General features: G+C 63.0%; 18 protein-coding genes. 11 read left to right on the plus strand and 7 right to left on the minus strand.

Annotated features, from left to right (window positions below):
- Positions 1-43: 43 nt before the first annotated feature.
- Entirely contained in the window at positions 44-940 is an 897-nt protein-coding gene (locus ABI582_RS04385; protein WP_442118500.1) for a D-hexose-6-phosphate mutarotase, read from the minus strand.
- A gap of 71 nt (positions 941-1,011) precedes the next feature.
- Positions 1,012-1,410, minus strand: a complete 399-nt coding sequence (locus ABI582_RS04390) for an acyl-CoA thioesterase (RefSeq protein WP_016489852.1) — start codon at positions 1,408-1,410, stop codon at positions 1,012-1,014.
- 360 nt (positions 1,411-1,770) lie between these two features.
- On the opposite strand from ABI582_RS04390, the gene ABI582_RS04395 reads away from it, so the two are divergent.
- The 8 genes from ABI582_RS04395 (at position 1,771) to ABI582_RS04430 (ending at position 12,421) form a co-directional block, all read left to right on the plus strand.
- Positions 1,771-3,060 carry an MFS transporter gene (locus ABI582_RS04395; RefSeq protein ID WP_442118501.1) on the plus strand — a complete coding sequence of 430 codons (1,290 nt, stop codon included), beginning with the start codon at positions 1,771-1,773 and terminating at the stop codon, positions 3,058-3,060.
- A gap of 256 nt (positions 3,061-3,316) precedes the next feature.
- Positions 3,317-4,315, plus strand: a complete 999-nt coding sequence (locus tag ABI582_RS04400; protein ID WP_016502256.1) for a phosphate ABC transporter substrate-binding protein PstS — start codon at positions 3,317-3,319, stop codon at positions 4,313-4,315.
- Positions 4,316-4,454: 139 nt separating this feature from the next.
- On the plus strand, positions 4,455-6,743 hold the full coding sequence (locus tag ABI582_RS04405) for an ABC transporter permease subunit (protein WP_442118502.1): 2,289 nt from the start codon (positions 4,455-4,457) through the stop codon (positions 6,741-6,743).
- Between the two features lie 71 nt (positions 6,744-6,814).
- On the plus strand, positions 6,815-8,431 hold the full coding sequence (pstA, locus tag ABI582_RS04410; RefSeq protein ID WP_197862764.1) for a phosphate ABC transporter permease PstA: 1,617 nt from the start codon (positions 6,815-6,817) through the stop codon (positions 8,429-8,431).
- Between the two features lie 102 nt (positions 8,432-8,533).
- Positions 8,534-9,367: a phosphate ABC transporter ATP-binding protein PstB gene (gene pstB / locus ABI582_RS04415; RefSeq protein WP_016502253.1), complete on the plus strand. Its 834-nt coding sequence runs from the start codon at positions 8,534-8,536 to the stop codon at positions 9,365-9,367.
- A gap of 73 nt (positions 9,368-9,440) precedes the next feature.
- Entirely contained in the window at positions 9,441-10,211 is a 771-nt protein-coding gene (phoU, locus tag ABI582_RS04420; RefSeq protein ID WP_016502252.1) for a phosphate signaling complex protein PhoU, read from the plus strand.
- Positions 10,212-10,375: 164 nt separating this feature from the next.
- Positions 10,376-11,272: a response regulator gene (locus tag ABI582_RS04425; RefSeq protein WP_442118503.1), complete on the plus strand. Its 897-nt coding sequence runs from the start codon at positions 10,376-10,378 to the stop codon at positions 11,270-11,272.
- Between the two features lie 252 nt (positions 11,273-11,524).
- Positions 11,525-12,421, plus strand: coding sequence for a peptidoglycan DD-metalloendopeptidase family protein (locus ABI582_RS04430; protein WP_016502250.1), 897 nt, complete (start codon positions 11,525-11,527; stop codon positions 12,419-12,421).
- 117 nt (positions 12,422-12,538) lie between these two features.
- Here the strand turns inward: ABI582_RS04430 and ABI582_RS04435 are convergent, their stop codons facing one another.
- The 3 genes from ABI582_RS04435 to phoB form a co-directional block, all read right to left on the minus strand.
- Complete coding sequence (locus ABI582_RS04435; protein WP_338745642.1) at positions 12,539-13,879, minus strand: hemolysin family protein; 1,341 nt, start codon at positions 13,877-13,879, stop codon at positions 12,539-12,541.
- A 173-nt stretch (positions 13,880-14,052) separates the two neighbouring features.
- The gene (phoR, locus tag ABI582_RS04440) at positions 14,053-15,360 is read right to left on the minus strand and encodes a phosphate regulon sensor histidine kinase PhoR (protein ID WP_063422528.1); all 1,308 of its coding nucleotides are present in this window, start codon (positions 15,358-15,360) and stop codon (positions 14,053-14,055) included.
- A gap of 48 nt (positions 15,361-15,408) precedes the next feature.
- Positions 15,409-16,098, minus strand: coding sequence for a phosphate regulon transcriptional regulator PhoB (gene phoB / locus ABI582_RS04445; protein ID WP_003253341.1), 690 nt, complete (start codon positions 16,096-16,098; stop codon positions 15,409-15,411).
- Between the two features lie 172 nt (positions 16,099-16,270).
- Here phoB and ABI582_RS04450 point away from each other — a divergent pair, with 172 nt between their 5' ends.
- A complete protein-coding gene (locus ABI582_RS04450; RefSeq protein ID WP_442118504.1) occupies positions 16,271-16,639 on the plus strand; it encodes a COG4315 family predicted lipoprotein in 369 nt (122 codons plus the stop codon).
- Positions 16,640-16,761: 122 nt separating this feature from the next.
- Here the strand turns inward: ABI582_RS04450 and ubiA are convergent, their stop codons facing one another.
- Both ubiA and ABI582_RS04460 read right to left on the minus strand, forming a co-directional pair.
- Positions 16,762-17,652: a 4-hydroxybenzoate octaprenyltransferase gene (ubiA, locus tag ABI582_RS04455; RefSeq protein ID WP_442118505.1), complete on the minus strand. Its 891-nt coding sequence runs from the start codon at positions 17,650-17,652 to the stop codon at positions 16,762-16,764.
- Positions 17,652-18,209, minus strand: a complete 558-nt coding sequence (locus ABI582_RS04460) for a chorismate--pyruvate lyase family protein (RefSeq protein WP_442118506.1) — start codon at positions 18,207-18,209, stop codon at positions 17,652-17,654. The genes ubiA and ABI582_RS04460 overlap by 1 nt, the downstream gene beginning before the upstream one ends.
- A 130-nt stretch (positions 18,210-18,339) precedes the next feature.
- Here ABI582_RS04460 and ABI582_RS04465 point away from each other — a divergent pair, with 130 nt between their 5' ends.
- Positions 18,340-18,507, plus strand: coding sequence for a rubredoxin (locus tag ABI582_RS04465; protein WP_003253349.1), 168 nt, complete (start codon positions 18,340-18,342; stop codon positions 18,505-18,507).
- 16 nt (positions 18,508-18,523) lie between these two features.
- Entirely contained in the window at positions 18,524-19,672 is a 1,149-nt protein-coding gene (locus tag ABI582_RS04470) for an NAD(P)/FAD-dependent oxidoreductase (protein ID WP_338745639.1), read from the plus strand.
- Positions 19,673-19,686 lie beyond the last annotated feature (14 nt).

The following is a 19,686-nucleotide window of genomic DNA, read 5'->3' on the forward strand; positions in this document are numbered from 1 at the left end:
TTGTGTCGCGAAAGGACCGCGCAGCGGTCCCGGGGGCTTCAGATCAAAGCGCTTCGCTGGCAACTACCACGCTCAGTGAATGACTCGCGCCAGGCTTCAATTCCACCAGGTCATCCCACACATTCGCTGTCTCGATGCACAGCATGCGCTGCCAGCCGTCGTCAGCCATGTCCGCCAGCTCCCTGGCCCGCTCGGTCCATGGGTTCCAGATCACCGCCGACCGCGAGCCACTGCTGGTCAGGGTAATCCGCCGGTTCCAGTGCGGGTCGACAATGCTCAGGGTCTGCGGGGTGTCGAGGTAGATCCGGTCAGTCTCCCCGGCAAACCCCAGTGCGCCCTGCTGCTGACGCTGTTCCCAGTCCGCAAGGGTTTCGATATAGCCCAGGCCTTCGACGCCTTCGACCCGCGCCTGGCGCACATCGCTGACCGCGAAGTAACTGTGCAGTGCCTGGCTGATGGTAACGGGGGTATTACCCATGTTGCGGCTTGTCAGCTTAAGCTTCAGCGCATCACCCAGCTCCACCACCAGTTTCAGTTCGACGTCATGGGGCCAGCCGGGCAGGTCGCCCTGCGCTTCAGGCAATTCGAATTCGATGCGCAGGCCGTTGCCCGTTTCCTCGATACCCAGCAGCTGCCAGTCACGCGAGCGCGCCAGCCCGTGAGCAGGCGCCTGCTCGCCGTGGTACATGGCCTGAACGGCCTGGGGGTTGCGCTGCAGGTTGCCGAACCACGGCCAGCACACCGGCACACCGGCGCGTACCGACTTGCCGTGGCGGAAGATGGCCTGGTCGCTCAGCCACAGCAGCGGCGGCTCGCCGACCCGCTGGTAGCTGAGGATCTGTGCGCCCTGCTGGGCGATCAGGAGTTCGGCGCGGTCGCTGCTGATACGCCAGCAGTTGAGTTCGCCATGTTGCTCGGTTACGACCTGGAAGGTAGCCATTGCGTTCGTCTCATTGATTGCCAGTGGGCCTTGGACCCGGGCATATGCAATGAGTTTACCGCCCGCGTGGCTCAGCGACGAGGCACGGAACGGGTGCGGCCACTGCCGTCGATGGCAACGAAGACGAATGCCGCTTCGGTAACCTTGCGCCATTCACTGGACAACGGGTCGTCGCTCCACACTTCGACCATCATCTGGATCGAGCTGCGGCCGATTTCCAGGGTCTGGGTATAGAACGACAGCTGTGCGCCCACCGCGACGGGTACCAGGAACGCCATGCGTTCGATGGCCACGGTCGCCACACGGCCTCCGGCGACGCGGCTGGCCATGGCGGTGCCGGCCAGGTCCATCTGGGCAACCAGCCAGCCGCCGAAGATGTCGCCAAACCCGTTGGTTTCGCGCGGGAGTGCGGTGATCTGCAAGGCCAGGTCGCCTTGCGGGATTGGATCTTCTTGTTCGAGCTCAATCATGCGATGGGGCCTCTGACCCGTGACGCTTTTCGTTGGTGTGGCGCAAAGGCCGGGTAAACGATTCAGCTTGAAACATACTACGCCGATTTCGTTTCACTGGACGGCCGTAGGGAAACTCTGCGAAACCGTCTGACATAAAGACCGGCGTTTTCGCACAACATCCCACGCTGGCAGCAACCTTTTCCTACGAATCGCCAGTATATAGAGCATAACTGCCAGCGACGACCGCGCATTCATGAATATCTGTATGGATTTTGTATCGCTTTCGGCGCGCCTCGGCAATTTGCTATCTTCGCTTGTCTCCCAATCCAGAAGCCGCGTGCCAAGCGGCCTGCATGCCCTACAAGAGAACAACGAGCGATGACTTCCGTGCCGAGCAGTATCGAGCAGCCCCCGCGGCCGCTGACCCGCAGTGATTACAAGACACTCTCACTGTCCGCCCTGGGTGGCGCACTGGAGTTCTACGACTTCATCATCTTCGTGTTCTTCGCCACGGTGGTTGGCAAGCTGTTCTTCCCGGCCGACATGCCCGAGTGGTTGCGCCTGATGCAAACGTTCGGCATTTTCGCCGCCGGCTACCTGGCGCGGCCGCTGGGCGGCATCATCATGGCTCACTTCGGTGACCTGCTCGGGCGCAAGAAGATGTTCACCCTGAGCATCTTCATGATGGCCCTGCCGACCCTGATCATGGGCCTGCTGCCAACCTATGCCCAAATTGGCATGTGGGCGCCGATCCTGCTGCTGCTGATGCGGGTGATCCAGGGCGCGGCGATTGGGGGCGAGGTGCCGGGCGCCTGGGTATTCGTCTCCGAGCACGTACCGGCGCGCAACACCGGCTATGCCTGCGGCACCCTTACAGCAGGTTTGACCGCCGGCATTCTGCTGGGCTCGCTGGTGGCAACCCTGATCAACAGCGTGTACAGCGCTGGAGAAGTGGCCGATTACGCCTGGCGTATTCCGTTCCTGCTTGGCGGTGTGTTCGGCCTGTTCTCGGTGTACCTGCGCCGCTGGCTGCACGAAACCCCGGTGTTCGCCGAGATGCAGCAACGCAAGGCGCTGGCCGAGGAGCTGCCGCTGCGCGCCGTGCTGCGCGACCACCGCGGCCCGATCATCCTGTCGATGCTGCTGACCTGGATGCTGTCGGCCGGTATCGTGGTGGTCATCCTGATGACCCCGGCGCTGCTGCAGAGCTTCTACCACATCAGCCCGATCGACTCGCTCAAGGCCAACAGCATGGCCATCGTGCTGCTCAGCTTCGGCTGCATCGGCGCCGGCAGCCTGGCCGACCGCTTTGGTGCGGGCCGGGTGTTCGTGATCGGCAGCCTGTTGCTGCTGGCCAGCTCCTGGACCTTCTACCACAGCCTGCCGACCCGGCCCGAGCTGCTGTTCCCGCTGTATGCGCTGACCGGCCTGTGCGTGGGGGTGATCGGCGCGGTGCCTTATGTAATGGTCAAGGCATTCCCGGCGGCGGTGCGCTTTAGCGGGCTGTCGTTCTCGTACAACGTGGCCTACGCGATCTTTGGTGGCTTGACGCCGATGGTGGTGACCGCGCTGCTGAAAGTAAGCCCGATGGCACCTGCCTACTACGTGGCAGGGCTGTGCGCCGTTGGCCTGGCCGTGGGCCTGTACCTGCTCGCCAACAAGCGCTGATCTGTACTACGGCTACTCGCGTCCCCTGTAGGAGCGGCCTTGTGTCGCGAAAGGGCCGCAACGCGGCCCCAAGGTTGCCAGCGTAGATGCATGAATTAATGGGGCTGCTTCGCAGCCCTTTCGCGACACAAGGCCGCTCCTACAGATGATGGCCTTTCATCCAATTGTCACAATGAAGTCATATCGTGTTCATGCGGCCTGCCGATACTTGGGCCCGTTCCATCCAACACCCCAATATTCCTGCTAGGAGCAAGGCATGAAACTGAAGCGTTTGATGGCGGCCCTCACCTTTGCCGCCGCTGGCGTTGCAACCGCCAACGCGGTAGCCGCTGTCGATCCTGCAATCCCGACCTACACCAAAACCACCGGTGTTTCGGGCAACCTCTCCAGCGTCGGTTCCGATACCCTCGCGAACCTGATGACTCTGTGGGCCGAGGCCTACAAGAAGGAATATCCGAACGTAAACATCCAGATCCAGGCTGCCGGCTCTTCCACTGCGCCACCCGCGCTGACCGAAGGCACCGCCAACCTCGGCCCGATGAGCCGCAAGATGAAGGACGTCGAGCTGCAGGCCTTCGAGCAGAAGTACGGCTACAAGCCGACCGCCATCCCGGTCGCCGTCGACGCCCTGGCCGTGTTCGTGCACAAGGACAACCCGATCAAAGGCCTGACCATGGAGCAGGTCGATGCGGTCTTCTCCTCCACCCGCCTGTGCGGTGGCAAGGCAGACGTGAAAACCTGGGGCGACCTGGGTGTGACCGGCGACCTGGCCAACAAGCCAGTGCAGCTGTTCGGCCGTAACTCGGTATCGGGCACCTACGGCTACTTCAAGGAAGAAGCCCTGTGCAAAGGCGACTTCAAGCCTAACGTCAACGAACAGCCTGGCTCGGCTTCGGTCGTGCAGTCGATCAGCAGCTCGCTGAACGGCATCGGCTACTCGGGTATCGGCTACAAGACCGCCAGCGTGAAGACTGTTCCGCTGGCCAAGAAAGGCAGCACCGAGTACATCGAGGACAACGAAGAGAACGCCCTGAACGGCAAGTACCCGCTGTCGCGCTTCCTGTACGTCTACGTCAACAAGGCCCCGAACAAGCCTCTGGCCCCGCTGGAAGCCGAGTTCGTCAAGCTGGTACTGTCGCAAGCGGGCCAGCAGGTCGTGGTGAAGGATGGCTACATCCCGCTGCCGTCTAAAGTCGTCGACAAGACCCTGGCTGACCTGGGCTTGTCCCACGCCGGTAACGTCGCAAAGAAGTAATTAACTGAAGAAGGGGCCGGTGCTGATGCCCGGCCTCTTCCACGAATTTCCAGTCCGAAGCCAGGTCCCCTGTGCGGCGGGCTTTCGCGCGTCACCACTTTGTAATGTTTTTGTCACACGGGACCGCTAGGGTGTGCGCATGAATGATCTGGCCAATTCCAACATGACCCAAAACTCCCAGCCCGTGCGCATTGATTTCAATACGCCCGGGTTGCAACGCAAGCGCCGCATGCGCGCGCTGAAGGACCGCCTGACCCGCTGGTACGTGCTGGTGGGCGGGCTTGCCGTATTGGCGGCAATCACCTTGATCTTCTTCTACCTGGCCTATGTGGTGTTGCCACTGTTCCAGGGCGCCGAGCTGACCAGCAAGAAAGCCCTGGAGCCGGCTTGGCTGCAGCAGGATGCCGGCAAGCCGCTGCTGATCGCGCTTGAAGAACAGAACCTGGTGGGAATGCGAGTTTCGGACAAGGGCCAGGCACTGTTCTTCGATACCAAGACCGGTAACGAGCTCAAGCGGGTCGACCTGCCAGTGCCGGCAGACACCCAGGTAACCTCGATCAGTAGCGACCAGCCGGGCAGCCCGCTGGTGGTACTGGGCTTGTCCAATGGTCAGGCGCTGGTGTTCCACCACACCTACAAGATCACCTACCCGGACAACAAGAAAACCATCACCCCCGGCATCGACTACCCGTACGGCGAGCAGCCGTTCGTGCTTGACGAACAGGGCCGTGCGCTCGAGCACGTCAACGTCAACGTCAATGGCGACACCTTGGTACTGGCCGGGTCCACCGGCGCGCACCTGCAGGTGGTGCAGCTGACCCGTACCGAAAACATGATGACCGAAGAGGTCACCACCGAGCAGAACCGTATCGTGCTGCCGCAGATGACCGAAGCGGTGAAGAACATCTTCATCGACCCGCGTCAGCAGTGGCTCTACGTGATCAACGGCCGCGCCACCGCCGACGTGTTCAGCCTGCGTGACAAGAGCCTCAACGGCCGCTACAAGCTGGTCGAAAGCGCTGACACCGAAATCACCGCCAGCGCCCAGTTGGTCGGCGGCATTTCGCTGATCATCGGTGACTCCAAAGGTGGCCTGGCCCAATGGTTCATGGCCCGTGACCCGGACGGCGAATCGCGCTTCAAGCAGATCCGTACCTTCCAGATGGGCAAAGCCCCGGTTGTGCAGATTGACGCCGAAGAGCGCCGCAAGGGCTTCATCGCCCTGGACGCCGACGGCAAGCTGGGCGTGTTCCACAGCACCGCGCACCGCACCCTGCTGGTCGAGCCGGCTGCCGAAGGCCCTGGTATTCTGGCCCTGTCGCCGCGTGCCAACCGCATCATCATCGAAGAAGGCGGCAAGCTGCTGCCGCTGAGCCTGCGCAACCCGCACCCTGAAGTTTCCTTCAGCGCGCTGTGGGGCAAGGTGTGGTACGAGAACTACGACGAACCGAAATACGTCTGGCAATCGACCGCTTCCAATACCGACTTCGAACCCAAGCTGAGCCTTTCGCCGCTGACCTTCGGTACGCTGAAAGCCGCGTTCTACGCGATGATCCTGGCCGCCCCGCTGGCCATTGCCGCCGCCATCTACACCGCCTACTTCATGGCCCCGGGCATGCGCCGCAAGGTCAAGCCGGTGATCGAGCTGATGGAAGCGATGCCGACGGTGATCCTCGGCTTCTTCGCCGGCCTGTTCCTGGCACCGTACCTCGAAGGCCACCTGCCAGGCGTGTTCAGCCTGTTCCTGCTGATGCCGCTCGGCATCCTGCTGGCCGGCTTCACCTGGAGCCGCCTGCCAGAGTCGATCCGCCTGCGTGTGCCGGATGGCTGGGAAGCCGCGATCCTGATACCGGTCATCCTGTTCACCGGCTGGTTCGCCCTGACCATGAGCCCGCACCTGGAAAACTGGTTCTTCGGCGGTGACATGCGCCTGTGGATCACCAACGACCTGGGCATCACCTACGACCAGCGCAACGCCCTGGTAGTGGGTATCGCCATGGGCTTTGCGGTCATCCCTAACATCTACTCCATTGCCGAAGATGCTGTATTCAGCGTGCCGCGCAGCCTGACCCTGGGCTCGCTAGCCCTGGGCGCCACGCCCTGGCAAACCCTGACCCGCGTGGTCATCCTCACTGCCAGCCCGGGTATTTTCTCGGCGCTGATGATCGGGATGGGCCGTGCGGTGGGCGAGACCATGATCGTGCTGATGGCCACCGGCAACACCCCGGTGATGGAAATGAACCTGTTCGAGGGCATGCGCACCCTGGCCGCCAACGTGGCCGTGGAAATGCCGGAATCGGAAGTCGGTGGCAGCCACTACCGCGTGCTGTTCCTGGCCGCGCTGGTGCTGCTGATGTTCACGTTCGTAATGAACACCTTGGCCGAGCTGATTCGCCAGCGTCTGCGCAAGAAATACTCGTCGCTTTGATAGAAAGGTAGCGATCCGTGAAAAAGGATTCCCTCAAAGGCTGGTTCAAGAGCGGCGCCCCAGGCGTCTGGATGAGCGGCGGCGCCGTGGCCATGGCGGTGATCATGACCGTTGGCCTGCTGGCGGTGATTGCCGTGCGCGGCCTGGGCCACTTCTGGCCGGCCGATCTTGTCCAGGCCACCTACAAGGTACCGGGCCAGGCTGACCACATCGTCATCGGCGAAGTGGTGCAAAAGGAAGAGGTACCCCGTGCCCGCCTGAAGGGGGCCGGCCTGCCGGTACCGGAGCAGGGCCCGGAGTTCATGACCCGCGAGCTGATCAAGGTGGGTAACCGCGACCTCAATGGCAGCGATTTCACCTGGGTGGTCGGCGACTGGCTGGTCGATGAACAGCGCCCGGCCGACTTGATTGCCCTGGAGCGCCGCGAGTGGGGCAACTTCTATGGCTACCTGGTCAGCGTCAAGGAAGAAGGCCGCGTGGTTGCCGAAGGCCCTGCTGCCTGGAACGAACTGCAGGCCCGCCTCAAGCGTGCCAGCCAGCTCAATGGTGAGCTGCAGCAGCTGGAGAAGAAGGACATCGGTGCCATCAACCATGGCCTTGAGCGCCTGCGCCTGCACGCGCGCAAGCTGGAGCTGGACGGCAAGCTGGACGCCGCCGCCCAGGCCGACATGGACGCCGACCGCGCCGAGCTGAACAGCCGCTACAAGGCCATCGAAGACCGCTTGAGCGGCCTGCACCAGGCCTTCGCCCGCGACAGCCTGGTGGCCCGCGATGGCAACGGCCGTGAAGTGGAAATCAACCTGAGCAAGGTGGTGCACGCCATCCAGCCGAACGGCATGTCCGGCTTCACCAAGCTGGGTACGTACTTTGCCAAGGTGTGGGAGTTCCTCAGCGACGACCCGCGTGAGGCCAACACCGAAGGCGGTATCTTCCCGGCCATTTTCGGTACCGTGATGATGACCCTGATCATGGCCGTGATCGTCACCCCGTTCGGTGTGCTGGCTGCCGTCTACCTGCGCGAATACGCACGGCAAGGCCCGGTGACCCGCCTGATCCGCATTGCGGTGAACAACCTGGCTGGCGTGCCGGCGATCGTCTACGGCGTGTTCGGCCTGGGCTTCTTCGTCTACGTGCTGGGTGGTTCTATCGACCGCCTGTTCTTCCCCGAAGCACTGCCGGCGCCTACCCTGGGTACCCCGGGCCTGCTGTGGGCATCGCTGACCCTGGCCCTGCTGGCCGTACCGGTGGTGATCGTGGCCACCGAAGAAGGCCTGGCGCGTATTCCCCGTACCGTGCGCGAGGGCTCGCTGGCCCTGGGCGCGACCAAGGCCGAGACGCTGTGGAAGATCGTCCTGCCCATGGCCAGCCCGGCAATGATGACCGGCATGATCCTCGCCGTGGCCCGCGCCGCCGGTGAAGTGGCGCCGCTGATGCTGGTAGGTGTGGTGAAGCTGGCGCCGTCGCTGCCAGTGGACGGCAACTACCCGTACCTGCACCTGGACCAGAAGATCATGCACCTGGGCTTCCACATCTATGACGTCGGCTTCCAGAGCCCGAACGTCGAGGCCGCGCGGCCGCTGGTGTACGCCACGGCACTGCTGCTGGTGCTGGTGATCGCCTCCCTCAACCTGTCGGCCGTGTGGATCCGCAACCACCTGCGCGAGAAGTACAAGGCGCTGGACAGCTGATCAAAGCTTTAAGTCACAAGCGGCAAGCTCCAAGCAGATTGCCGCTTTGTCCTAACTTGCAGCTTGCAGCTTCAAGCTCGCAGCTACAAACGGAGTGAGACCATGCAGCAAGATTCTCATACCCACGGCATCGACATGTCTGCCCTGGGCCGCAACAAGCAGGGCCTGCAACTGGCCGAAGAAACCGTGGCCATCGAAGTGCCGGGCCTGAGCCTGTTCTACGGCGACAAGCAGGCGCTGTTCGACGTCAGCATGAACATTCCCAAGCAGCGCGTGACTGCCTTCATCGGCCCGTCCGGCTGCGGCAAGTCGACCCTGCTGCGCACCTTCAACCGCATGAACGACCTGGTTGACGGCTGCCGCGTGGAAGGCGCCATCAACCTGTACGGCAACAACATCTACCGCAAGGGCGAAGACGTGGCCGAGCTGCGCCGCCGTGTGGGCATGGTGTTCCAGAAGCCCAACCCGTTCCCCAAGACCATCTACGAGAACGTGGTCTACGGCCTGCGTATCCAGGGCATCAACAAGAAGCGTGTGCTGGACGAAGCCGTCGAGTGGGCGCTGAAGGGCGCGGCCCTGTGGGACGAGGTCAAGGACCGCCTGCACGAGTCGGCGCTGGGCCTGTCCGGTGGCCAGCAGCAGCGTCTGGTCATCGCCCGCACCATTGCCGTGGAGCCCGAAGTGCTGTTGCTCGACGAACCGTGCTCGGCACTGGACCCGATCTCGACCCTGAAGGTCGAAGAACTGATCTACGAATTGAAATCCAAGTACACCATCGTCATCGTGACCCACAACATGCAGCAGGCGGCCCGGGTTTCGGACTACACCGCGTTCATGTACATGGGCAAACTGGTCGAATTCGGGGACACCGATACCCTGTTCACCAACCCGGCGAAGAAACAGACCGAAGACTACATCACCGGTCGCTACGGCTAGCAGCCACGCGGCCCGCTCCCACAGGGAATGACACGAACTACATGAAGCTTGCAGCCTCTTCGCGGAGCGAACGATGATCAACAAAGAAAGCCTTACACACCATATTTCCCAGCAGTTCAACGCCGAGCTCGAAGAGGTGCGCAGCCATCTGCTGGCCATGGGTGGCCTGGTGGAAAAACAAGTCAATGACGCCGTTACGGCGCTGATCGAGGCCGACTCTGGCCTGGCCCAGCAAGTGCGCGAAGTCGACGAGCAGATCAACCAGATGGAGCGCAACATCGACGAGGAATGCGTGCGCATCCTCGCCCGTCGCCAGCCGGCGGCGTCCGACCTGCGCCTGATCATCAGCATTTCAAAGTCGGTGATCGACCTTGAGCGCATCGGTGACGAGGCGACCAAGATCGCCCGCCGCGCCATCCAGCTGTGCGAAGAGGGCGAGTCGCCACGCGGCTACGTCGAGGTGCGCCACATTGGCGACCAGGTGCGCAACATGGTCCGCGATGCGCTGGACGCCTTTGCCCGCTTCGATGCCGACCTGGCGTTGTCGGTGGCCCAGTACGACAAGACCATCGACCGCGAGTACAAGACCGCCCTGCGCGAGCTGGTGACCTACATGATGGAAGACCCGCGCTCCATCTCGCGGGTTCTGAGCGTGATCTGGGCGCTGCGTTCGCTGGAACGTATCGGTGACCACGCGCGCAACATTTCCGAGCTGGTGATCTACCTGGTGCGCGGCACCGACGTGCGCCACATGGGCCTCAAGCGCATGACCGCAGAAGTGCAGGGTACCGCTGTCGCCGACGCCGAAAAGGCTAATGTTCCGGGCGAATCTGACGATAAGTAAGGTTGCTCCCGAGCTTCGACGCCCGGCCTTGGCCGGGCGTTTTCGTTTGCGGTCGAGGAGCCGGCAGGCACCCGCGAACGATGTGAAGAAGTCCCGGCGTGACCAGGTTGTAGCAAATAGCCATTATTTGGCAGTAGGCTAGTCGGGATTCAGAAGGAGTATTGATGAGTAAAGTGAATGTGCTGGTCGTGGATGACGCCCCGTTTATCCGTGACCTGGTCCGCAAGTGCCTGCGCAATGCCTTCCCGGGCATGGCGATCGACGACGCCGTCAATGGTCGCAAGGCCATGGCCATGCTCGGCAAGGAAGCCTTCGACCTGGTCCTGTGCGACTGGGAAATGCCCGAAATGTCCGGCCTGGAACTGCTCACCTGGTGCCGTCAGCAGCCAGCGCTGAAGAACTTGCAGTTCATCATGGTGACCAGCCGTGGCGACAAGGAAAACGTCATTCAGGCGATCCAGGCGGGCGTATCCGACTTTGTCGGCAAGCCGTTCACCAACGAGCAACTGCTGACCAAAGTGAAAAAGGCGCTGACCAAGATCGGCAAGCTCGACAGCCTGATGGCCATCGGCCCGGCCCGCGCCAACTCGGCATTCGCCAACGATTCGCTGAGTGCCCTGACAGGTGGCAAGCCAGAGGCGGCCAAGGTGACGGCCCCCGCGCCAGCGCCAGGCGCTGCCAAGCCATTGGTCAATGCACCTACGCCGTCGGCCCCTGCTCCGACGGGGCGTGGCCAAGGCCAGTTGCGCCTGGCCAGCGGCATGCAACCGTGCGTGATCAAGGCGCTGAGCCTGAAAGAGGCCCTGCTGGTGGTACGCCGCAGCGAAGCGCTGCCGCAGGTGCTGGAGGGCGCCGTGCTGGACCTGGAGCAGGGCGAGAGCGCTGAAGTTGCGCGTTTGAACGGCTACCTGCATGCCGTCGCAGCGTTGGAGCCCAAGCCCGACAGCGACTGGCTACAGTTGACCTTCAAGTTTGTCGACCAGGACGCCCAGAAGCTCGATTACCTGTCGCGGCTGATCGCCCGCGGTACAGCGCAGAAGCACTTCACCCCCGGCGCCTGAGCCCGGTACCGCCTGCTTTGTGTAGGAGCGGCCTTGCCGGGGCGCCGGACCGGTCGGATAGGGCCGCAGAGCGGCCCCGGCAATTCATGCGGCGAAGCTGAGATCCTGGGTCTGCTACCGCAGCCCTATCGCGACACAAGGCCGCTCCTACAAAAAGCCCGCGCAGCCCTGAGCCATCCGACCAACTGCAATACCTGCCTCAAAACCCGCTGCTAGGCTTCGACAGATCACAACTGTCAAAAAGCCACTATCATGCCCGCCCGCCTGCTGCTGTTCTGTGCATTGCTCATGGCCTCGGCGTCGAGCCTGGGTGTGACGCTCTACAAGATCACCGACGACTTCGGTGTCATCTCCTATTCCGACCGGCCAGGCCCGGGGGCCAAGCCCTTGGTGCTGCGCGAGCCCATGGTCGAAACGCTCGAAGGCCAGGTGCTGCTGAACGCGAAAACCTTCGACGGCGGCGTGAGCTTTTCGGCACGCAACGAGCTGCATGTGCCGGTAGAGGTGGAATTGCGCCTGGACAACCTGGTGAACGCCCAAGGCGGTGATGCACCGCGTATCGTGCGCCGGCTGCTGCCGCCGCGCACCACGCAAATGCTCAGCGTGCTCAGGGGGCGGCCCGGGCTGCTGCTGAACTACCGTTCGACCCTGTTGCAGGCCATGGGTGACCCGGGCAAGCGGCCCCAGGGCTTCCGCTATGCATTCCCGTGGGTCGGCGGGCCGTTCCGCGTCACCCAGGGCCCTAACGGCCGTGTCAGCCATTTTGGGCCCAAGGGGCGCTATGCCATGGATATCGCCATGCCCGAAGGCACTACCATCATCGCTGCGCGCGAGGGCGTGGTGGTGAAGACGGAAAACAGCCAGAGCGGGCGCGCGCCCAACCCCTCGGGTAACTTTGTCAGGATCCTGCACCCGGACGGCACCATGGGCGTGTACCTGCACCTGATGCGTGGTTCGGTGGTGGTGGCGGAGGGGCAACGGGTGCGCCAGGGGCAGATGCTGGCCAAGTCGGGTAATACCGGCAACAGCACAGGGCCGCACCTGCATTTTGTGGTGCAGCGCAATGTGGGGTTGGCGCTGGAGTCGATACCTTACCGGTTCGACCGGCCGATCAGCGGGTTGCCGGACTTTACTGCGGGTAACCCTTGAGGTTTTTGGGGCCGCTTGGCGGCCCTTTCGCGGCACATGGCCGATCCTACTGGATTACGCGAACCCCTGTTGGAGCGGCATTGTGCCGCGATGGGCTGCGCAGCAGCCCCATGGCCCTCAGTCCAGCTTGAGCACCTTGGCCAGCACGATCTTGGGCCCTTTCATCTTCTTGATGATGATGCGCAACCCTTCGACTTCCAGTACTTCCTCTTCTTCAGGCACGCGCTTGAGCGTCTCGTAGATCAGCCCCGCCAAGGTTTCCGCCTCGATGTGATCAAGGTCGATGCCCAGCAGGCGCTCCACCTTGAACAGCGGGGTATCACCCCGCACCAGCAGCTTGCCTGGCTGGTAGGCGAGGATGCCGCGCTCGGTCTTGCGGTGTTCGTCCTGGATATCGCCCACCAGCACTTCCAGCACGTCTTCCATGGTCAGGTAGCCGATGACCTTGCGGTCGGCTTCCTCCACCAGCACGAAATGCGCGCCGCCCTTGCGGAACTGCTCCAGCAGTTGCGACAGCGGCATGTGCCGCGATACGCGCTCCAGCGGCCGGGCGAGGTCGTCCAGGTCGATGGTTTCGGGCAAGTGCTCCAGTTCGGCAAGCTCCAGCAGTAGGTCCTTGATGTGCAGCAGGCCGGTGAACTCTTCACGCTCGGCGTCATACACCGGGTAGCGGCTGAATTTGTGGCGACGTATCAAAGCCAGAATCTGCTTCAGCGGCGCCTGGGCATCGATGCTGACCATGTCTTCACGCGAGTTGGCCCAGTCGACCACTTCCAGCTCGCCCATTTCCACGGCCGAGGCGAGCACCCGCATGCCTTGGTCGCTCGGGTCCTGGCCACGGCTGGAGTGCAGGATCAGCTTCAGCTCTTCACGGCTGTAGTGGTGTTCGTGGTGCGGGCCCGGTTCGCCCTGGCCGGCAATGCGCAGGATGGTGTTGGCGCTGGCATTGAGCAGGTAGATGGCCGGGTACATCGCCCAGTAAAACAGGTACAGCGGCACGGCCGTCCACAGCGACAGCAGCTCGGGCTTGCGAATGGCCCAGGACTTGGGCGCCAGCTCACCGACCACGATGTGCAGGTAGGAAATGACAAAGAACGCGACGAAGAACGAGATCGCCTTGATCAGTTCGGGCGAGTCGACACCAAAGTACGCGAGCAGCGGCTCGAGCAAGTGGGCAAAGGCCGGCTCGCCGACCCAGCCCAGGCCCAGGGAGGCGAGGGTGATGCCCAGCTGGCAGGCCGACAGGTAGGCGTCGAGCTGGTTGTGGACCTTGCGCAGGATGTTGCCGCGCCAGCCATGCTGCTCGGCAATGGATTCCACGCGGGTGGCGCGCAGCTTGACCATGGCGAACTCGGCGGCAACGAAGAAGCCGTTGAGCAGCACCAGCAGCAAGGCAAAGATGATCATGCCGAAATCGGCGAATAACGAGGTGAGGCTGATACCAGGGGAAGGGTCCATGATGGAGTTTTTACGGGGTCCGTCTTTGAGATTGAGAGAAAAAAAGTGCCAGCTCTTGCTGGCACAGGGGATCCAATGTAGCGGCTAGGGCCGTAAAAGCAAAGGGTGGCGGGCTTATTGCGACCCCGGTGGGCGCGGGCGTGCCCGCGAAGGGCTGCGCAGCGGCCCCGGTTTCAAGCCTTTTCGTTGACCAGTTGTGCTGGCGCAAAGTGACAGGTAAAGGTGCTGCCATGGCCCGGCACGCTGCTGATGTCCAGCTTGCCGCGGTGGCGCATCAGCACATGTTTGACGATCGCCAGCCCCAGCCCGGTGCCACCGGTATTCGACGCACGGCTGGAGTCCACCCGGTAAAAGCGTTCGGTCAGGCGCGGCAAGTGCTTGGCGTCGATGCCCACCCCCGAGTCCTGCACAGACAAGTGCGCACCCTGTGCATCGGCCCACCAGCGGATGCGAATGTTGCCCTCGTCCTGGGTGTACTTCACCGCGTTGAACACCAGGTTGGAAAAGGCGCTGCGCAGTTCCGACTCGCTGCCCTTCAGCTTCACGCCGGGCGCGGCTTCGAGGGTGATGCGCTGGTTGCGTGGCCCAGACAGCGCCTGGGCGTCGTTCTTGATCGCGGCGAGCAGGGCTTCGACCGCCACCGGCTGGTTGTCCGACGGGTAATCGGTGGCTTCCAGCTTCGCCAGCAGCAGCAGGTCGTTGAGCAGCGTCTGCATGCGCGAACCTTGCTGGCTCATCTGCTGCAGGGCGCGGGTCCAGCGCGGGTTCACATCCTCGACGTTGTCCAGCAAGGTTTCCAGGTAACCCGTGATCACCGTCAGTGGGGTGCGCAATTCATGGGACACGTTGGCGACGAAGTCCTTGCGCATCTGTTCCAGCTGGTGGATGCGGGTGACATCGCGCACCAGCATCAGGTGTTCGTTGTTGCCGTAGCGGGTGATGTGCAACTGCACGCGCATGCGGTCGTTGATGGGCGAGGGGATTTCCAGCGGTTCGAGGTAGTTCTCCGCCTCGAAGTATTCCTTGAAGCGTGGGTGGCGCACCAGGTTGGTGACCTGCTGGCCACCGTCCTGTGGGGTCTTGAAGCCCAGCAGGGTTTCGGCGGCACGGTTCCACCACTCCAGGTTGCCGTCGCTGTCGAGCATGATCACCGCGTCGCGCAGCGCGGCGGTGGACTCCTGTACCCGGTCGATCACTGCCTGCAGGCGGCCCCGCACGCGCTGGTCGCGGCGTTGCAGGTGGTAGATGCTGTCGAACACCTCGCCCCACAGGCCGTAACCATCGGGCGGTGCTTCATCGGGCTGGTGGTTGCGCAGCCAGTCGTGCAGGCGCAGCAGTTGCTTGAGGGTCCAGCCCAGGTAAAGCGCCAGGCCAATGGCCAGGCTCCAGCCATAGTAGCCGCTGACCAGCCCGCCGATCAGGCAGACGGTAATCAGCAACAACAGATGGCGAATCAGGGTTGCGTGCCAGTTCTGGTTCAATTGACGGTCCTTGTACAACGACGTGCAGCTTGGCGCTCTTGAGCTCGATCAGCTCTTGGTCGAGAAGCGGTAGCCGGTGCCCCGGACGGTTTGTACCAGATTTTCGTAGGCTTCACCCAGCGCCTTGCGCAGGCGACGGATGTGTACGTCGACGGTGCGTTCCTCGACATAGACGTTGCCGCCCCACACCTGGTCCAGCAGCTGGCCACGGGTGTAGGCGCGCTCCTGGTGGGTCATGAAGAACTGCAACAGGCGGTATTCGGTGGGGCCCATCTCGGCGGGCTTGCCGTCGATGGTGACACGGTGGCTGATCGGGTCGAGCAGCAGGCCGCCCACTTCGATCGGCGCTTCGCTGTCGCTCGGGCCGGTGCGACGCAGCACGGCTTTCAGCCGCGCTACCAGCTCACGCGGGGAGAACGGCTTGGTGATGTAGTCGTCAGCGCCCACTTCCAGCCCTTGGATCTTGTTGTCCTCTTCACCCTTGGCGGTGAGCATGATGATCGGGATGTCGCCGGTCAGCTCATCACGCTTCAGGCGGCGGGCCAGCTCGATGCCGGAGGTGCCGGGCAACATCCAGTCGAGCAGGATCAGGTCCGGTTTGCGGTCGACGATGATCGCGTGGGCCTGTTGGGAGTTTTCCGCTTCCAGGCAGTCATAGCCGGCCATTTCCAGGGCAACGGCGATCATCTCGCGAATGGGCGCTTCGTCGTCGACGATCAGAATGTTCCTGCCAACCATGCTCAAAACCTCTCCTGAATTCGGTGTCTTGGCCCGCATTAGATAACGGAATTATTGCAGCTGTGTGACAGGGTGTTGGCCGTTCTGGCGACATTGCGTGACTGAACTAGGCTTGAAAGAGCCGCAATTGTGGCACCCGAACTCAATTTCCCCCGGAACAATGGTGAATCCAATGACACGAAAAACGCTGAGCTGGATGGCCCTTTTCACTGCGCTGGCGCTCCCGGGGGTGGCGTCGGCCCACCATGCCATGGAGAAGGACGGCGTGTGGGTCGATCATGCCGGCATGACCCTGTACACCTTTGACAAGGATGCGGGCGGCAAGTCGATGTGCAATGGCGACTGCGCCACCAACTGGCCGCCATTGAAGGTAATGGATGGCGAAAAGGCCGATGGCAAGTGGACGCAGATCAAGCGTGACGACGGCTCCATGCAGTGGGCCTACGACGGCAAGCCGCTGTATACCTTCATCAAGGACAAGAAGGCCGGGGACAAGACCGGTGACGGCGTGAAAGACGTCTGGCATATCGCCAAGCCTTGAGATTGCCGGGGCCGCTGTGCGGCCCATCGCGACACAAGGCCGCTCCTACAGCGTCCTGCATACGCCGATCAGTGTAGGAGCGGCCTTGCGTCGCGATGGGCTGCAAAGCAGCCCCATAATATTCAGCGCAACGCGTAATCCAGCACCACACCAATGAACACCAGCAACCCCGCCCAGTGGTTGTGCAAAAACGCCTTGAAGCACGACTCGCGGTCCAGCTTGCGCGTCGACCAGTACTCCCAGGCAAAGCACGCCGCTGCACCCAGCAACCCCAGGTGGAACCAGCCCCCCAGCTCGAAGCGGCTACCCGCCAGCAACAGGCAGCCGAGCGACAGCAGCTGCAAGGTGAGGATGATGGTGCGGTCGGCCTCGCCGAACAGAATGGCGGTCGACTTCACGCCAATCTTCAGGTCGTCATCGCGGTCGACCATGGCGTAATAGGTGTCGTAACCCACCGTCCACAGCAGGTTGGCGATGTACAGCAGCCAGGCGGTGGCCGGCAGCTCGCCCCCTGCGGCAGTGAAGGCCATGGGGATGCCCCAGGAATACGCCGCCCCCAGCACCACCTGTGGGTAATAGGTGTAGCGCTTCATGAACGGGTAGCAGGACGCCAGCGCCACCGCGCCGAACGACAGCCACACCGTGCGGCTGTTGGTGCACAGCACCAGCAGGAAGCTTACCGCGACCAGAATCGCAAACAGTGTCAGCGCCTCGCGTGGCTTGACCCGGCCGCTGGCCAGCGGCCGGTCGGCGGTGCGTTTGACGTGGCCGTCCACCTTGCGGTCGGCAAAGTCGTTGATGCAGCAGCCCGCAGCCCGCATCAGCACCACGCCAAGGCCGAAGATCAGCACGTTGGCCAGGGTGGGAGAACCGTTGCCGGCAATCCACACCGCCGACAGGGTTGGCCACAGCAGCAGATAGATACCAATCGGGCGGTCCATGCGGCTGAGCTGGACGAAGTCCCAGGCCCGCGGGTGCAGGCGGTTCAGCGACTTGAGCAGTTGCATGTACATCAGCGGTTTTCCTCCCTGGCCGCTTGCCACAATGCCGGCAGAAACACTTCTGCAACCAGCAGCTCCAGGCCGCCTCGTTCAAAGCGCGAGCGGCGACCCCACAGGGCTGCATGGGTGGCGTCGGTCGGTAGCCAGGCCTGTGGATAACTGCACACTTCGATCGGGTGGCGGATGAACGCCTGGTCGCAGAACAGCAACTCGCCCAGCGAGCGGCTGCCGAGGGTTTCCAGGTCCAGCCCGCCGCGCTCCAGGGCGCTGCGGCTGGCCACACTGCGGGCGAACACCCAAGGCTGGCCATGGCCGCGCAGGTACACCTCGCGCACCCAGCCTTCGCTGCCGGCAGCAATGCCCAACGCCTGGCATTCATCGTCGCGCAGCGCTTGCCAGCCCTCGAACAGCGGGGTAACGGAGAAGTGATCAGAGGACAGGCGGGTCAGGCGGCGGGTCAGCGAGCCTTCGTCGAACAGCCAGTCAAGAGTAGGCTGGTCGAAGTCGGTCGCCAGCTGTGAATACGGCAGCCACGCGACAGCGGCTGCTTGCGGGGATTCGTACGACACGTCGGTCTGCTTGTTACAACCAATGAGGCGGCGAGCTTAGCATGATTGCCCCGACTGCTTGCATAATGCCTGAAGCAGGGCGAAGACCCGCCAGCTAAAGCCCCCAGCCTGAACCGAGGAAAAAGACCTGATGAAAAAGTGGCAATGTATTGTCTGTGGCCTGATCTACGACGAAGCCGAAGGCTGGCCCGACGACGGCATCGCCCCCGGCACCCGTTGGGAAGATGTGCCTGAAGACTGGCTGTGCCCCGACTGTGGTGTCGGCAAAAGCGACTTTGAAATGATCTCCATCGGCTAATCGAGGAAAGCACGACATGACGTCCCCTGTGGTAATCATCGGTACCGGCCTGGCGGGCTACAACCTGGCCCGTGAATTTCGCAAGCACGATGCGCAGACGCCGCTGCTGCTGATCACCGCCGACGATGGTCGCTCCTACTCCAAGCCCATGCTCTCCATGGGCTTTGCCAAGCAGAAGGACGCCGACGGCCTGTGTATGGCCGAACCGGGCGTCATGGCCGAGCAACTGAACGCCGAGATCCGCACCCATACCCGCATCAGCGGCATCGACCCTGGCCACAAGCGCCTGTGGATCGGCGAAGAGGCCGTGCAATACCGCGACCTGGTGCTGGCCTGGGGCGCCCAGACCGTGCAGGTGCCGATCGAAGGCGATGGTAGCCATCTGGTGTTCCCCATCAACGACCTGGAAGACTACGCACGCTTCCGTGCCGCCGCCGTCGGCAAACAACGTGTGCTGATCCTCGGTGCCGGCCTGATCGGCTGCGAATTCGCCAACGACATGAACCTGGGTGGCTTCCAGGTCGACGTGGTGGCGCCGTGCGAACAGATCATGCCCACCCTGCTGCACCCGGCCGCTGCGGCAGCGGTGCAGGGCGGGCTGGAGGGCCTGGGTGTGCGCTTCCACCTGGGGCCGGTGCTGACCCGCCTGCAGCAGGTGGCCCAGGGCCTGGAGGCGCACCTGTCGGATGGCAGCGTGATCGCCTGCGACCTGGTGGTTTCGGCCATCGGCCTGCGCCCACGTATTGACCTGGCGGCCGCAGCCGGCTTGCAGACCAATCGTGGCGTCAGCGTAGACCGCGAGCTACGTACCTCCCACGCCAACATCTTCGCCCTTGGCGACTGTGCCGAGGTCGATGGCATCAACCTGCTCTACGTGATGCCGCTGATGAGCTGTGCCCGGGCGCTGGCGCAAACCCTGGCCGGCAAACCGACCGCGGTTGCCTACGGGCCGATGCCGATCACCGTGAAAACCCCGGCCTGCCCGCTGGTGGTGTCGCCGCCGCCCCTGGCCCACGAGGGCACTTGGCAGGTGGAGGGGCAGGGCAGTGACCTCAAGGTACTCTGCCACGGCGCTGACGGCGCATTGCTGGGCTATGCCCTGACCGGGGCTGCTGTGATGGACAAGCTGGCACTGAATCGCCAGTTGCCGCCGGTGATGGCGTAAATAGAGGGCGTTCT

It is taken from the genome of Pseudomonas sp. SAS7, assembly GCF_052112345.1.
GTDB lineage: Bacteria > Pseudomonadota > Gammaproteobacteria > Pseudomonadales > Pseudomonadaceae > Aquipseudomonas > Aquipseudomonas putida_Q.

Excerpts from the sequence above, each read along its gene's own strand:
- ABI582_RS04425 (WP_442118503.1), top strand. The coding sequence starts at position 10,376 with ATGAGTAAAGTGAATGTGCTGGTCGTGGATGACGCCCCGTTTATCCGT.
- ABI582_RS04385 (WP_442118500.1), bottom strand. The coding sequence starts at position 940 with ATGGCTACCTTCCAGGTCGTAACCGAGCAACATGGCGAACTCAACTGC.
- ABI582_RS04400 (WP_016502256.1), top strand. The coding sequence starts at position 3,317 with ATGAAACTGAAGCGTTTGATGGCGGCCCTCACCTTTGCCGCCGCTGGC.
- ABI582_RS04465 (WP_003253349.1), top strand. The coding sequence starts at position 18,340 with ATGAAAAAGTGGCAATGTATTGTCTGTGGCCTGATCTACGACGAAGCC.
- phoU (WP_016502252.1), top strand. The coding sequence starts at position 9,441 with ATGATCAACAAAGAAAGCCTTACACACCATATTTCCCAGCAGTTCAAC.
- ABI582_RS04435 (WP_338745642.1), bottom strand. The coding sequence starts at position 13,879 with ATGGACCCTTCCCCTGGTATCAGCCTCACCTCGTTATTCGCCGATTTC.
- ABI582_RS04390 (WP_016489852.1), bottom strand. The coding sequence starts at position 1,410 with ATGATTGAGCTCGAACAAGAAGATCCAATCCCGCAAGGCGACCTGGCC.
- ABI582_RS04405 (WP_442118502.1), top strand. The coding sequence starts at position 4,455 with ATGAATGATCTGGCCAATTCCAACATGACCCAAAACTCCCAGCCCGTG.
- pstB (WP_016502253.1), top strand. The coding sequence starts at position 8,534 with ATGCAGCAAGATTCTCATACCCACGGCATCGACATGTCTGCCCTGGGC.
- pstA (WP_197862764.1), top strand. The coding sequence starts at position 6,815 with ATGAGCGGCGGCGCCGTGGCCATGGCGGTGATCATGACCGTTGGCCTG.
- ABI582_RS04395 (WP_442118501.1), top strand. The coding sequence starts at position 1,771 with ATGACTTCCGTGCCGAGCAGTATCGAGCAGCCCCCGCGGCCGCTGACC.
- ABI582_RS04430 (WP_016502250.1), top strand. The coding sequence starts at position 11,525 with ATGCCCGCCCGCCTGCTGCTGTTCTGTGCATTGCTCATGGCCTCGGCG.
- ubiA (WP_442118505.1), bottom strand. The coding sequence starts at position 17,652 with ATGTACATGCAACTGCTCAAGTCGCTGAACCGCCTGCACCCGCGGGCC.
- ABI582_RS04450 (WP_442118504.1), top strand. The coding sequence starts at position 16,271 with ATGACACGAAAAACGCTGAGCTGGATGGCCCTTTTCACTGCGCTGGCG.
- ABI582_RS04470 (WP_338745639.1), top strand. The coding sequence starts at position 18,524 with ATGACGTCCCCTGTGGTAATCATCGGTACCGGCCTGGCGGGCTACAAC.
- phoB (WP_003253341.1), bottom strand. The coding sequence starts at position 16,098 with ATGGTTGGCAGGAACATTCTGATCGTCGACGACGAAGCGCCCATTCGC.